The organism is Pseudomonas sp. NPDC089554, from assembly GCF_050280645.1.
Lineage (GTDB): Bacteria > Pseudomonadota > Gammaproteobacteria > Pseudomonadales > Pseudomonadaceae > Aquipseudomonas.
Genome location: NZ_JBNNVR010000001.1, coordinates 18592 through 33023 on the forward strand (window position 1 = coordinate 18592; position 14432 = coordinate 33023).

General features: G+C 67.1%; 3 protein-coding genes. All 3 read right to left on the reverse strand.

Features of this window, described 5'->3' with window-relative positions:
* The 3 genes from ACQKPE_RS00090 to ACQKPE_RS00100 are packed head-to-tail and all read right to left on the reverse strand — an operon-like array spanning position 1 to position 14425.
* Positions 1-1647, reverse strand: a complete 1647-nt coding sequence (locus ACQKPE_RS00090) for a cyclic peptide export ABC transporter (RefSeq protein ID WP_427662742.1) — start codon at positions 1645-1647, stop codon at positions 1-3.
* On the reverse strand, positions 1644-5402 hold the full coding sequence (locus ACQKPE_RS00095) for an amino acid adenylation domain-containing protein (RefSeq protein ID WP_427662743.1): 3759 nt from the start codon (positions 5400-5402) through the stop codon (positions 1644-1646). The genes ACQKPE_RS00090 and ACQKPE_RS00095 overlap by 4 nt, the downstream gene beginning before the upstream one ends.
* A complete protein-coding gene (locus tag ACQKPE_RS00100; protein WP_427662744.1) occupies positions 5399-14425 on the reverse strand; it encodes an amino acid adenylation domain-containing protein in 9027 nt (3008 codons plus the stop codon). Before ACQKPE_RS00100 ends, ACQKPE_RS00095 begins: the two co-directional genes overlap by 4 nt.
* Positions 14426-14432: the final 7 nt, after the last annotated feature.

Here is a 14432-nt window from a genome sequence, read left to right on the forward strand (position 1 = left end):
TCACTGCACCTGGCGGAACGGCGTTTCCCGTTCCCGGTCGTAATCCACCAGTTGCCCGTAGTCCAGGCGGTAGACACGGTCGGCCACGTCGAAGTAGCGGTCGTCATGGCTGATCGCGATGACGGTCTTGCCCGCCGCCTTCAGTTCAGCCAGCAGCTCGCTGTAGAACACATGGCGGAACACCGGGTCTTGGTCGGCGGCCCACTCATCCAGCAGCAGCACCTCGCGCCCTTCCATCATCATCAACAGCAAGGCCAGGCGCTTGCGCTGGCCCTGGGATAGACGCGTGGTCGACAGTCGGCCGTTCTCGAAGCGCACCTTGTGGTCGAGTGCCAGGCGTTGCAGGTAGTGCTGCACCCGGCCATCGAGCCCTTCGAGGCTGCCGCCCTCGCCAAGCACATCGGAAAACAGATGGAAGTCGGCGAAGATCGCGGCGAAGTGCTCGCGGTGCCATGCCGCATCGGCGTCGCCTGAGATCACCTTGCCGTTCAACCACAGGCTGCCGGCGCTGGGCGCGTACAACCCGGTCAGCAGCTTGGCCAGCGTCGACTTGCCGCTGCCGTTGCCGCCCACCAGGAATACCAGCTCGCCCCGGCGGATGGTCAGGTTCACCGGCCCCAAGGTGAAACCGCCTTCCTCGCCCTGGCCGCCATAGCGGTAGCTGACATTGTCCAGGCGCAGTTCGCTGAAAGGCTGTACGGCCTGCCCGCTGCCCTTGAGCTCGGCCATTTCGCCGAGCGCAAGCTCATCGATGGCTTGCAACGCCACATGGCCGCGGATCACCGCTGGAATCGCGTCGAGGATGATCGCGATCGGCGTACGCAGGAACATGATCGCCAGCACGTAGCCCACCACCACCGGCTGGCTCAGCAGGCCCAGCCCCTGCCCCAGGAAGAACAGGGTGCCGATCAGCAGGAACACCAGCAGCGTGGTCCAGTTGAGGTTCACCGCCCACAAAGTGTCGGCCTTGACCGAGGCATCCCGCGAGGCACGCGCCACCGGCTCCAGCCGCAGGTGATACAGCACGCCACGACGGGCGCGGGACAGCCCCAGTTCGGCGCGGCCTTGGATGGCTGCATCGAATTGCTCGGCCAGTTGATCGTCCTGTTGGCGCACAGCGCGCATCAGTAGCTTGATGCGCTTGCCCAGGGTGACGTCCAGCGCCACGCCAAAGGCCATCACCAGCAGCGTCAGGCCGAAGAACGGCAGGCTCAACCAGGCCATGTAGCCCAGGCCGGTCAACAGCAGCAGGCCGTTGTACAGCGAGATCGGCAGTTGCTTGAAGGCCGTCGCCACCGTGGCGATGTCCTTGGTCAGCACGTTGTACAGCCGGGGGCTGCCCAGTTGCTCGACACGCTCAAGCGACGTACCGAGCAACCGGCCGACCAGGCGCATGCGCAACTGGTAGACCAACCTATGGCCAATTTGCACCAGTAGCCGCTGGGACACGATGCCGCTGACGAACAGCAGTACCAGCAGCCCGGCGAACACCGCGATGGCCTCGCCCATCTGGGTGATGCCCTGGGCAAGGCTGTGGTTGATATAGCCAACCAGGCCAACGCCCGCCACAGCGCTCAAGGCACTGCTGATGACCGCCAGCGCAATGCGCCAGCGGGCCTCGAACAACAACTCTCTCAACAACTTCATGGTGTCGACGATCCTTCGATGGGAAGTTGCAGGGCATCGCGCAATGCCTGCGCCAGGCTGGCCTGCTCCAGCATCTGGTGGTGCCCGGCATCCACGTGCCACTGCTGCTGAATCGGCGCCAAGGCCTGCCATGCCGCTGTCAGGTCGGCATGCTCGCGGCCACGCCAGAGCAGCAACGGCACCTCGGTGCGGGGCAGGCGCTGAGCGTACAGTGCGGCCTTGATGTCACGGTAGCGTACCAGTTGCTCCAGCACCTGCCGGTCAGCGGCCTGCTCGCCCAGCAAGGCCTGGACCTGCGCCAATGCCGTCACGCGTACAAGCGCCTCTTTATAGGCGTGCCCCTGGGCCGCCGCCGAAATCAGCTGCCAATCCTCATCCCCTGGCTGCACGCCACGGGCGCGGCAGAAGAACGCAAGGTCCGCCAGCAACTGGCCGCTTTCGTCGTCGCCGCCATCGAGGCTGCGCGACGGGTCGTGGTCGACGGCCCACAGCGCCTGCACGTTGAAGCCTTGGGCTTGCAGGTGCGGCAACAACAATAGGGCCAACCGCGAAGCGAGGCTCCAGCCGAGCACCAGCAGCGGGCGCGACTTCAAGCTCGCGGGCAGGCTGTTGGCGTACGCGCTCAACAGCGACGCCACGTCAGTCGGCGCTTCCCAGCCCTGCTCGGGCGCTTGCAGGCCATAGACGCAGACGTGTCCACCCAGTGCCTGCAACAGCGGCTGGTACATCTGCAGATGGCCTTGGGCACCATGCACCAGCAGCAGCACCGGCCCGCTGTCGCGCTCGGCGCCCAGGCTGCGACAGATCGCCTGCTTGCCCGGCTCCAGGTCTTGCACCAGCGCACGCACCGTCTGGCGCTCGAACAGGCGGTTGGTCGGAAGGTCCAGCGCCAGGCGTTCGCGCAGCAGCGATACCACGCGAATGGCTGCCAGCGAATGGCCGCCACTGGCGAAGAAGTTGTCGGTGACGCCAATGTCATCGGTGCCCAGCACTTCGCACCAGATCGCCAATACCGCCTGTTCCTGCGCGTTTGCGGGTGCTACATGCTGGCGTTGCAGCGCCTGCCGGGCGCGGCTTAGCAGCAGCTGCCGGTCGAGCTTGCCATTGGCGTTGAGCGGCAGCGCCTTCAATGGCAACAACGCGCTGGGCAGCATGTAGTCAGGCAAGCGTTGCGCAAGTTCTGCACGACGCGCCTCGACGGTCGATGTCGACAGCGGGTCTTCGACGAAGAGCGCCAACAACCGCGCCTGCTCACCAGCACCGTCGAGCAGCACTGCCGCCTGCTCCACGCCTGGTTGGGCCAGCAAGGCGGCTTCTACCTCGGACAACTCCAGGCGGAAACCGCGAATCTTCACTTGCTGGTCATTGCGCCCAAGCAGGCGCAGCGCACCATCGGCCTGGCGCAAGCCCAGGTCGCCGGTTCGGTAGCGCCGCAGGCCACTCGTTGGATCGACGTCGAATGCCTGGGGCCCGACATTACCGAGATAACCACGGGCGACGTTACGCCCCGTGATGCACAGCTCGCCCGGCTGGCCGCTCGGCACGCGGTGCCCGGCGGCATCGAGCAGGTCGATGCGGTTGTCACCGATCACCCGGTCCAGGGCGCTGCCCAGGCTGCCCGAGGCCGGGTCGAATGCCCGCCACAACACGCCTACCGTGGTTTCCGTGGGACCGTAGTGGTTGAACACTCGGCAGCGCGCGTTATCGCTGGCCAAGCGCGCTGCCAGGCGTTCGCCGATCGCTTCACCGCCCAGCACCAGCACCTGGCGCGGCAGCACCGCCCCGACCGGCCCCTGGCCGAGCAAGGCTTCCAGGTGCGAGGGTACGATCTTCAACACATCCAGCGGATGACGAGCCAATTCTTCGGCAAAGGCATGGGCATCGGTGACCGCCTCCTGGGCCAGCAGGTGCACGCAGCCGCCGCGCAGCCAGGCCGGGAACAGCACGGTGTTACCCAGGTCGGCCTGCAACGACGACACCAGCCCGTAATGAGCGGCATGGGGAAGCTGCAAGGCTTCGGCGACCTGGTTGCTGTAGTGGCGCAATTGGCCGTGCTCGATCTGCACGCCCTTCGGTGTGCCACTGCTACCGGAGGTGTAGAGCACATACGCCAGCCGGTCCGCCGGGGCCGCAGGCTCGGCGCTCAAGCGTGGCCCTTCGCTGGCCTTCGACCAGGCCAAGCCTGGCACGCCCTCGGGCGCGGGCAGTTCATCCAGGTGCAGTACCAGGCAGGGGCGCGCGCTGTCGAGAATCGCCGCCAGGCGCAATGGCGGTTGCTGCGGGTCGAGCGGCAGATAGGCGGCGCCGGCCTTGAAGCACGCCAGCATCGCGACCAGCGCATGGCCGCTGCGAGGCAGGTAGAGCCCGACCACCTGCTCAGGGCCAGCACCGGCAAGGCGCAGCTGGTTCGCGACGCGGTCGCTCAGCGCGTCCAGCTCGGCATACGACAGCTGCCAGCCGCCATCGCGCAGAGCTGGGCGCTGCGGGTGGCGCTGGGCGTGGTCACGCAGAGCGTCGACCAGGTCGAGATCTTCGCCGGGTTCGGCCACGCCGCTCAACCCTGCTTCCTCGTCCGCCAGCAACGGCAGGCGCTCGGGCATGGTGCTCCCAGCATCGGCCAGCAACTGCTCCAGCCACAGCGTGAAACGCCTCAGCAGACGGGTCATTGCATCGGCGCGGTACAGCCCGGTGTCGTAGGCCAGTGTCAGCGCGCCCTGCCCTTGTTCGTCCAGCTCGACGTGCAACAGCAGTTCCACCGCAGAGTGCCAGGACAGAGACCGTTGTGCCTCAAGCCTGGCTGGGCGCGATACCCGCAGACCGGCCTGCAAGGCATCGCGCCAGTCCGGCAGCACTGCCGGCTGGCTGACGTGCTCCTGCCAGGCCAGGGCATTGTCACGCTGACGCGCCAGCTGGCGCGCACTGTCCAGCCAGCTGGACTCGGCAGCGACGCGTAGCACCAGCGGCAGGCTCTGTTCGAACACCCCCAGTGCACCGGCCAGTTCGTCATAGTCTTCACGTGCATCGTGCTGCACCACCAACTGCGCGCTGGCCTGGCCATTGAGCCTTGCCAGCAAGCCGCCCCAGGCAGCCAGCAGCAGCGAGGGCTCATCGACGCCCGATTGGGCGGCCAATGCCTTCAGTGTCGTGAGCGTGGTCGCCGGCAAGCCACAGGTGACCTGCCCTGCCTGGCCGCTCGGCAAGCCGTAGCGCTCGACCAGCCTCAACCCCGGCACCTGGCCCAGGTTCAGGTTTCGCCAGAACTGCGCGCCCTGCTCGGCGTCTTCATCGCGTTGCAGCTCGTTGATCCAGTCGGCGTATTGGCTGTACTGCATCGGGGCCTCGGCGGGCGGTGTCAGCTCGCCGACCAGCAGCGCGCCCAGTGCGTGCAGGCTTCGCAGGTCCAGCGAGCAGACGGGCGCCGCCAGCAGCAGCCATTGGCCTTGCCACCAGGCCGACAGCGCGCCGTCTTCCCAGGCGAGCCCTTCGCGGGCAAGGCTGCCAAGGTCGATGCCAGGAACGTCATGCCAGTGCACCTGGGCATTTTCGCGAACCCGTTGGCGCAGCCCGGTAGCGCCTTGCGGCCGCTCGAAGCGCAGGCGCAGCGCTTCATGCTCGAAGGCCAAGGCGTGCAGCCGCTCGCGCAGTACGCCGCCATCGGCGCCCGGCAGGTGCAGCATCACCCAGTGGCGTTCGGCGGCGTGGGCAACGGCCAGTTGTTTCTGTTGCGGCGACAGGGCCAGGCCGAGGTCGATCATGCCTGCACCTCCTGCTCATCGGCGGCGAGTGCCGGTGCCGCAGTGACCTGCTCGCGGGTGTAGATCTCACCCATGGCCACCACGATGCGGCGCTCCCCGTCGAACGGGTCGCGGGCGTGGGCTGCCAGCATGTTGTCGAGCATCACCACATCACCACGCTGCCAGTCGAAACGCACGGCGCAGTGGTCGTAGGCGCTGTTGATCGCCTCGATGGCTTCGGCTTCCAGCGGGCTGCCATCGCCATAGAACACTTGGCGTGGCAGCGCCTGCTCGCCAGCACGCAGGAACTGCTGGCGAATGTCCTCGTCCAGGAACGCCGGGTGATACAGCTGTACCTGGTTGAAAAAGCTGGCCTCGCCGGTCAGTGGGTGGAGGATCACCGCCGGGCATACCTGGCGGGTATGCAGGTCGTCAGCGCCACGCCATTCGAACTGGATATTGCCCTCTCGGCAGATGCGCTCGGCCTCATCCCGCGACTCGGTGCGGAAGAAGTGCTGCCAGCTGACATCGATGTTGGCGGTGAAATTACGCACGTACATCAGTTGCTTCTGGCGCAGCTTGGCCTGCAACCACGCCGGCAGCTCGCGATACACCGCGCGGCTGTCGACGATCGGCGTGGCGCCACCGACACTGGCCGGCACCTCGCAGTAGAACCACTGGCGGCGCGGCCAGCGGTGCTGGTGGGCGCTCTCGTTGTGGAACAGGATCATGCGGTCCTTGGGGTACGGCGTGGACTTGTAGATCTTCTCGCCGCCCTCCTTCTTCGGCAGGTCGCCATAGTGACCGTAGAGGTCGGGGCACAGCGCCTGGCAGAAACGCTCGAAGTCCGCGGGCGTGGGCAGGTCGAAGCCACGGAACAGAATGCCGCCATGCTCGCGCAGCCAGCCTTCGACCCGCTCGCGGTTGTTCTCGGCCCACAGCGCCGGTGCCAGCTCCGGCTCGCGGTTGCGCACCAGCAGCGGAAACGCCGAGCCCTCGCGCAGCGGAGCGGCCTGCACAGTGTCCTGAACCGCAGCAGGAGCGGCCTGGCGCAGCTTGCCCAGTTTGCTCATCTTGCGTTGCACAGGGTTTTCCAGGGTCATGGACGTGCCTCCCTTGGCACCGGTAGTCAGGTTGTCGTGGGGCGTGGGCGCCGACATCAATTGCACAAGCGAGCAGTCCGGATTGCCCAGCACCTGTTGCAATACCGCGTGCAGGCGCGCATCGAGGCGCTCGATGGTCGCGGCACGGAACAGCCGGGTGCGGTACACCCAGCGCAGTGCCAAGCCTTGCTCGTCTTCGCGGGCGAACAGCGCCATGTCGAACTTCGAATGCTGCTGCTCGGCGTCGATCGGGGTGATGTCCAGCGCGTCCAGGCGATGGCTGTGGCGCGGCGTGTTGTCGAGCACCAACAGGGTTTGCAATAGCGGGTGCACGTTGCTGCGACGAGGCATTTCCAAGGCCTGCACCACCTGTTCGAAAGGCGTGTCCTGCCAGGCGAAGGCCGACAGGCACATCTGCCCGACCTCTTGCAGTTGCTGGCGGAAGCTGCGCCCAGGACGCACGCGCACACGCAGGGCCAGCAGGTTGACGAAGAAGCCGATCAGCGCTTCGGTGTCGGCGTGCTCGCGGTTGGCCATGTCGGTGCCAATCACCAGGTCTTCGCCGTGGGTCTGCTCATGCAGGACCAAGGCATACAAGGTGACCAGCAGCATGAACAGGGAAACGCCGTTGTCCTGGGCCAGGGCCTTTGCCTGTGCCAGGGTTTCGGGCGAGAGCCGCGCATCCACGGCGCCGCCCTGCCCGTCGTCGTGCTCCGGTCGAGGGAAGTCGAACGGCAACGGCACCTGCTCGGGAATGCCCGCCAACTGCGTGCGCCACCAGGCTTGGCCTTGGCGGTGACGCTCACGCAGAGCCTCGCTGCCCTGCCAGACCGCATAGTCGACGTACTGGATCGGCAAGGGTGCTGGCGCTTGATCTGGGTGGCGGTAGCCTGCCACTAGCTCGTCTACCAGCAGCCCGGCCGACCAGCCGTCGGAGGCGATGTGGTGCATCAGCAGGTGGAGGACGTGCCAACCCGGCGCCACGTGCAGCAAGGTCGCGCGCAGTGGCAGGTCATGGCTGAGCGCGAACGGTTGCCTGGCCAGTTCGTGCAGCTGGGCCTGCCAGTGTTCGGCACTGCTCGGCTGCGGTGTAAGGCTCAGCGACACCTGGGCGTGCAGGCGCTGCACGGTGTGCCCGGCAACTTCGTGGTAGGTGGTGCGCAGAATGCCGTGTCGCTGCTGCAAGCGTTGCAGGGAGCGCTCCAGCGCCGCCACATCCAACTCGCCGCGCAGGTGCACTGCGCTGCCCATGTTGAAGCCGGTGTCAGCGGGGTTGAGCGACTGCATCAGCCACAACCGCTGCTGCGCAGGCGACAGCGGCTGGTCCTGGCCAGGGTCGACCGCGACGATGGCGGGCAACGTCTGAGCCTGCTCAGGTGTATGCGCATCGATGCGTGCGGCCAGTTCGTGCAAGCGGGGTGTTTCGAACAGCCAGCGCAGCGGGATGTCCAGGCCGTGCTCGCGCAGCCGCGCACGTACCTGGGCCGCAATCAGCGAATGCCCACCCAGTTGGAAGAAGTGGCCGTTCGCCGGCACTCGCTCAAGTTTGAGCACCTGCTGCCAGACATCCTTGAGCAGTGTTTCGGTTGCGCTCAGCGGTCGTTGATCCTGCTCGGCAAGCGCCGTGATTTGCGCGCCAAGCGTCGGCAGTTGCTGGCGGTCGACCTTGCCATTGCTGTTGAGCGGCAGGCTGTCGAGCGCACGCATGGCGCTGGGCTGCATGTACACCGGCAGACGCGTCGCCAGGTGCTCGCGCAGGGCGGCAGGCTCCACCACCTGTGCATTCGCCGACGAGACCCAGAACCCGGCCAGTTGCTCCTCCTGCACCACGACCACGGCCTGTGCGACGCCAGGGAACGCCAGCATGGCCGCTTCGATTTCACCCAGTTCGATACGAAAACCGCGCAGTTTGACCTGGCCGTCGTTACGGCCCAGGAAGTACAGCTGCCCATCGGCCTGCCAGCGCACCAGGTCACCGGTGCGATACAGGCGGCCACCGTCCGCGCCGAACGGGTCGGCGATGAAACGCTGGGCGGTGAGCCCTGGCTGGTCGGCATAACCCCTCGCCAGGCCGCTGCCAGCGATATACAGCTCGCCAACACAGCCCGGCGGCACTTCGCAGAGCGTCTCGTCCAGCACATGGCAGCGGGTATTGAGCAATGGTCGGCCAATCGACACCACCGCTTGAGCACTGCCGACGGCCTCGGTGCTGGTGGACCACACCGTGGTTTCGGTGGGCCCGTAGACGTTGATGAGGCGAGCGACCCGCTGTTGCAGCCGAGCCGCGAGATCCTGCGCCAACGCTTCGCCACCGGCCAGCGCCAGACGCCCTTGTAGCGCCTCGGGGTCGCCTTCGAGCAGCAGGCTCCAGGTCGCCGGCGTCGCCTGGATCAACTGCACAGCATGGCGACGGACCAATTCGCCGAGCAATTGCGGGTCGACCCGCTCGGCTTCACTGGCCAGCACTACGCAGCCGCCGTTGACCAGCGGCAGGTACAGTTCCAGCCCGGCGATATCGAAGGTGATGGTGGTCAGGGCCAGCACCCGTTGCAACTCACTGGCAGGCACTACCCGCTCCATGGCCAGCAGGAAGTTGGCGAACGCGCCACGGCTCACTTCTACGCCCTTAGGCACACCGGTGGAACCGGAGGTGTACAGCGTGTAGATCAGCGCCTGGGGGTGCAGCAACGGCGCCGGGGCCGAGGTGGGCTGGGCAGGCAGGTCGACCTGCTCCCAGGCCACGGCCTTCACCGTAGCGGGCAGCGGCGACTCGCCGTCCTGCGGCTCGAACAGGCAAAGCGCCGGGCGTGCGCGCTCCAGAATCATGCGCTGGCGCAGCACAGGCTGCGCGGGGTCCAGCGGCAGGTACTGCATACCGGCCTTCTGGATCGCCAGCAGCGTGACCAGCAGGCGCGCATCCCTCGGCAGGCAGAAGGCAACCAGCGACTGCGCGGGCAGCCCTTGGGCAAGCAGCCAATGGGCCAGGCGGTTGGCCGTCTGGTCCAGTTCAGCGTAGCTGAGCCGCTGCTCTCCGGCCACCAGCGCAATACGCTCGGGGTGCAAGGCCACCTGGGCCTGGAAGCGCAACAGTAGGTCGGCTTCTGCGGGCACGGCCAGGGTATCGCCACCGGTTTGCAGCCCGGCTGTCGAAGCCAAGGTCAACCCGGCCAGCGGCTGCTCACCCGCCGCGTGCGCCAATGTATCCAGCAGGCCCAGGTAGTCGTCGGCCAAGCGCTGTGCCGTCGCGGGCAGGAACAGCGCCGTGGCGTATTCGACGATCAGTTCGCCCTGGGCCTGCTCGCCGCGTCCTTGACTGAACAGGTTGAAGGTCAGGTCGAACTTGGCGCTCACCGCAGCGTCCGGCAACGCTTGCGCTTGCACGCTCACCCCCGGAAGCTCCAGGCGACGCTGCGCGTCATGGTCGGCCTGGTAGTTGAACATCACCTGGAACAGCGGCGTGCGGTCCAGGCTGCGAGGCACCTGCAGGGTGTCGAGCAGTTGTTCGAACGGCAACGCCTGGTGCTGGGTGTCTTGTTGCCAGGCATTGGCGGTACCGCTTACGAAGGCGGCCAGCGTGTGCTGCGGCTCGATGCGCGCACGGTAGGCCAGGGTGTTGACGAACAGACCCACCAATGTCTGCGCTTGCGCCGCTTCACGTCCGGCCAGGGGCACGCCGATGGCGAAGTCGCGACCGGCACCGTGGCGCCACAGCAACAACTGCTGGGCCGCGAAGCACAGCACGAACGGCGTTACGCCCCACTCGCGGGCGCGCTGTTGCAACGCGCTCATCAGCCCGTCCGGCAAGGCCAGGTGCAGGCGTGCGCCGGCCAGTTCCTGTACGGCGGGGCGCGGGTGGTCCAGCGGCAATGCCAAGGGCTCGTCCGGCAGGCCATCCAAGCGCGCCTGCCAATAGTCCAGCAGCGGCCGACCGCCTTCGGCTTCCAGTTGCGCGCGTTGCTGTTCGATCAGGGCCAGCAGGTCACCGCCCTGCGTCTGCTCGCTCAGTGGGTGGCGCTCCCGCGCCTGGCGATACAGCTGGGCGAAATCCTGCACCAGCAAGGCCATCGACCAACCATCCACGGCGATGTGATGCACGTTGAACAGCAACTGCCAGCGTTGCTCATCGATACGCAGCAAATCCAGCGCCAGCAAGGGGCCGTGCTCGAGGTCGAAAGCGCGGCGGGCCAGTTCGGCGATGCGGGCATTCACCTGCAACGACGCGGCACCGCGCAGGTCATGCTGTGCAAGCACGGGCTCGCGGGTGTCGACCAGGCGTTGCAACACCTGGCCATCGCGCTCGAAGAACCGGCAACGCAACGCGGCATGGCGTTGCACCAGTGCTTGCGCCGCCATGGCCAGCGCGTCGATGTCCAGCTCGCCTTCCAGTGCCAGCCACTGGGTCACGTTGTAGGCGCTGCCCTGGGGCGCGAACTGCTGCATGAACCACACCCGTTGCTGGGCGTGCGACAAACGCTGGGCATCCGACCGCGCCGGCCTGGGCTCCACCGCAGGCTTGCCTGCTGCGACCGGTTGCAGCACCTCGGCCAGTTGCCGGGCGGTGGGGTGCTGTTGCAGTTGCGCCGGCATCAGGCCGAGGCCCTGCTGGCGCAGGCGGGCGATCAGTTGCAGGCTGAGAATCGAATCGCCACCGGCGGCGAAGAAGTCATCGTCGGCGCCCAGCGTCGGTTGCTGCAGCAGCTCACGCCATAGCTCCAGCAGCACTTTCAGGGTCGGCTGCGCAGCGAAATCGGCTTGCAGTGCCATGTCTGCCAGCTGCGCGTGCTGCTGCACGGCTTGTGGCGTCAGGCGCAGGCCTTGGCGTGCGGCAAGGCCGATCAGTTGCAGGCCAAGGATCGAATCGCCGCCCAGGGCGAAGAAGTCATCGAAGCGGGCCACCTGGGCAATGCCCAGCAAACCGCACCACAGCGCGGCCAGTTTGGTCTCTGTAGCACCCTGCGGCGGTGCCGCGTCATCGCCCGCCTGCGACACTTCAGGCAGCGGCAGCGCCTTGCGGTCGAGCTTGCCGTTGGCCGCCAGCGGCAGTGCCGCCAGGCATACCCAGTGTGCCGGCAGCAACGGCTCAGGCAGTTGCTCACGCGCCAACGCCTGCAAGGCTTCTAGCTGTTGCGCCGAGAGCATCGGCGCCAGGTAGGCCACCAATTGCAGGCGCTCGCCAATCACCTGGCCCAGCACCGCCGCCTGGGCCACGCCCGCCTGCCCGGCGAGCCATGCACCCACCTCCCCTGGCTCGACGCGGAAGCCGCGAATCTTCAGTTGGTCATCGGCACGTCCCAGGAACAGCAGGTTGTCCTGGCGATCCAGGCGCACGCGGTCGCCACTGCGGTAGAAGCGCTGGCCATCGTCAGCGGTAATGAATGAGGCGGTGGTTTGCTCAGGCTGGCCGAGGTAGCCCATGGCAACCTGGGGGCCGCCGATCCACAGTTCGCCACTGACGCCGCGCGGCACCGAACGCCCCTGGCGGTCGACGATGCGCAGTTGCACACCCGGCAATGGCTGGCCCAGCGGCAGGTAGGCCTGCTGCTCGTCAAGCGCCTCGTGCACTTCGCCGCTCACCACGCCGACCGTGGTTTCCGAGGGGCCGTAGTGGTTGAATACCTTCAACGTCGGGGCCAACTGTCGAAGCCGTTGCAGCAGCGTGGCATCCAGCCCCTCGCCGCCCAGCACCAGGCAGCGCCTTGGCAATACCTGGGCGGCATGCTCCAGGGCCAGCAGGCCGCGCAGGTGAGACGGCGCGATCTTCAGGCAGTCCACCGGCTGGCGTTGCAGGAAGGCGGCCCAGGCTGGCGGATCGAAGGCCAGCTCGGCGTCCGGCAGCACCAGCGGGTCGCCTTGATGCAACGCGGCGAACACGCAGGTCAGCCCCAGGTCGGCGGCCACCGTGGCCAATGTCGCCCAGCGGCTACCGGGCTCGCAGGCCAGGCGCCCGGCGATACCGGCGGCATACGTCGCCAGGTTGCCATGGCTGACCTGCACGCCTTTCGGGGCGCCGGTGGAGCCGGAGGTATAGATCAGGTAGGCCGCGCCGTCGAGCTGGCTGCGGCTTGCGCGGGGGGCGTGCTGCGGCGCGCCATGCGCCTGTACCTGCACACCCGGTGTGCCCGCCAGCGCGCGGCCGTCCAGGCTCAGGCAAAGGCGTGCCTGGCAGTCGTCCAGCAAGCGGGCCAGGCGCTGCTCGGGCTGCTTGGGGTCGAGGAATACGCACACTGCACCTGCGCGCCAGGCCGCCAGCATGGCGATTACCTGCTCGCGGCAACGCGGCATCAGCAGCGCCACGCGATCACCCGGCAGGACGCCATGGCGATCCAGCTGTTCGTCCAGGGCTCCGATCGCACCCTGTAGCTGGGCATGGCTGAAGGCACCCCGCTCATCGATCAGCGCCGCGTCATCGGGGCGTTGCGCAGCCCATTGCTGCACACGCTGGTCTAGCGGCACCGCTGCCGGAGCAGCAGGCCCGGCCCATTCGCTGGGCGATGAGCAAAGCGTGAGCGTATCCAGGCTCAGCGTCGGGTCGAGCGACACGCTGTCGAGCAATCCAACCAAGTCATCGAGCAACTGCCGTGCGCGGGCCTTGTCGAACAGCTCATCGCTGTACTCCAGCTCGCAACGCAATTGGCCAGTGGTGCTGCGCAGCAGGCGCAGGGTCAAGTCGAATCGCGCATGGCGCTGGGGCGGGTCGAGTACCTCAACCTCGACGCCAGGCAAGGCCAGGCGTCGGCTCTCGGGTAGGTCGACCTGCACGAACATCACCCGGAACAGGGGGGCTTCGCGGGTACGCTGCAAGGCTTGAAGCAGGGTTTCCAGGGGCAACGTCTGGTGATCGAACGCGCCGGCCAAGGTGTCGCGGGTGCGGCGCAGGGTTTCGCTGAACTCGGGGTTGCCGTGCAACTGCTGGCGGATCACCAAGGTATTGAGCAACGGCCCGATCAGGGGCATCAGCTCGGGACGGTCCCGGTGTGCCACTGAAGTCCCCAGGCACAGGTCGCGCTCGTCGCTGTAGCGCGCCAGCAGCCAGCTGAAGGCACTGAGGCCATAGATGTACAGGGTCACGCCCTGGCGCCGGATGGCCGCCTCGATCTGCTGCGACAGCTCGGCCGGCAGCTCGCGGACCTCCACCGCACCACTATGGGTACGGCGCGCAGCGGGTGGCCGGGGGCGGTCGCCATCGAGCTCGAATGCCGCCGGAGCATCAGCCAGCGCTTGTTGCCACCAGGCCAGTTGCGCGGCGCACTGCTCGCTGGCCAGCCACTCGTGCTCCCATGCCGCGAAGTCACGGTACTGGATCGGCAGCGGGGCCAGCGCCGAGGGTTCGTTGCTGGCGAAGGTGCGGTAGCTGTCGGCCAGCTCATGGGCCAGTTGCTGCGCCGACCAGGCGTCGTAGGCCACATGGTGGATGGTGAAGAACAGCCAGATGCTACGCTGCGCTGCATCGGTGAACAGCGCCAACCGGAAGGGTACTTCGCAGGTCAAGTCGAACGGTTTGGCGAGCTCGGCAGCGTAGGTGTCGGCGCACCACTGTTCGCTGTCGATGCCAGCCGCCAGGCGCTGCACCGCAGGCAGGCCGACCTGGTGATCCAGGCACTGGGCGAATGGCTTGCCCTGGGCGTCGCTGGGGTAGCACGTGCGCAGGATCTCGTGCCGCTGCACCAGCCGCTGCAACGCCTGTTGAAGGGGCTCAAGCGCCAGTTCGCCATCGAAACGCAGTACCGAGCACAGGTTGTACAGCGCCCGTGCATTGGCCTGGGTGCCCAGGAAACGTTGTTGGGCCTGGGACAACACGACCTCGCCCGGCGCTGCCGGCACGATCGGCAAGCGCCAGCTGTCGATGCCCTTCTCGGCCAGGCGCTGGCGGAACAACGCCTTCTTGTCCGCTGGCAGCGAGGCCAGGCGTTGGGCAATCTCAAGGAATGCCTGTTGCGTCATTGCATCC

What these genes read in the sequence shown, in the direction of transcription:
- ACQKPE_RS00090 (WP_427662742.1), bottom strand. Translation starts at nt 1,647, where the DNA reads ATGAAGTTGTTGAGAGAGTTGTTGTTCGAGGCCCGCTGGCGCATTGCG.
- ACQKPE_RS00095 (WP_427662743.1), bottom strand. Translation starts at nt 5,402, where the DNA reads ATGATCGACCTCGGCCTGGCCCTGTCGCCGCAACAGAAACAACTGGCC.
- ACQKPE_RS00100 (WP_427662744.1), bottom strand. Translation starts at nt 14,425, where the DNA reads ATGACGCAACAGGCATTCCTTGAGATTGCCCAACGCCTGGCCTCGCTG.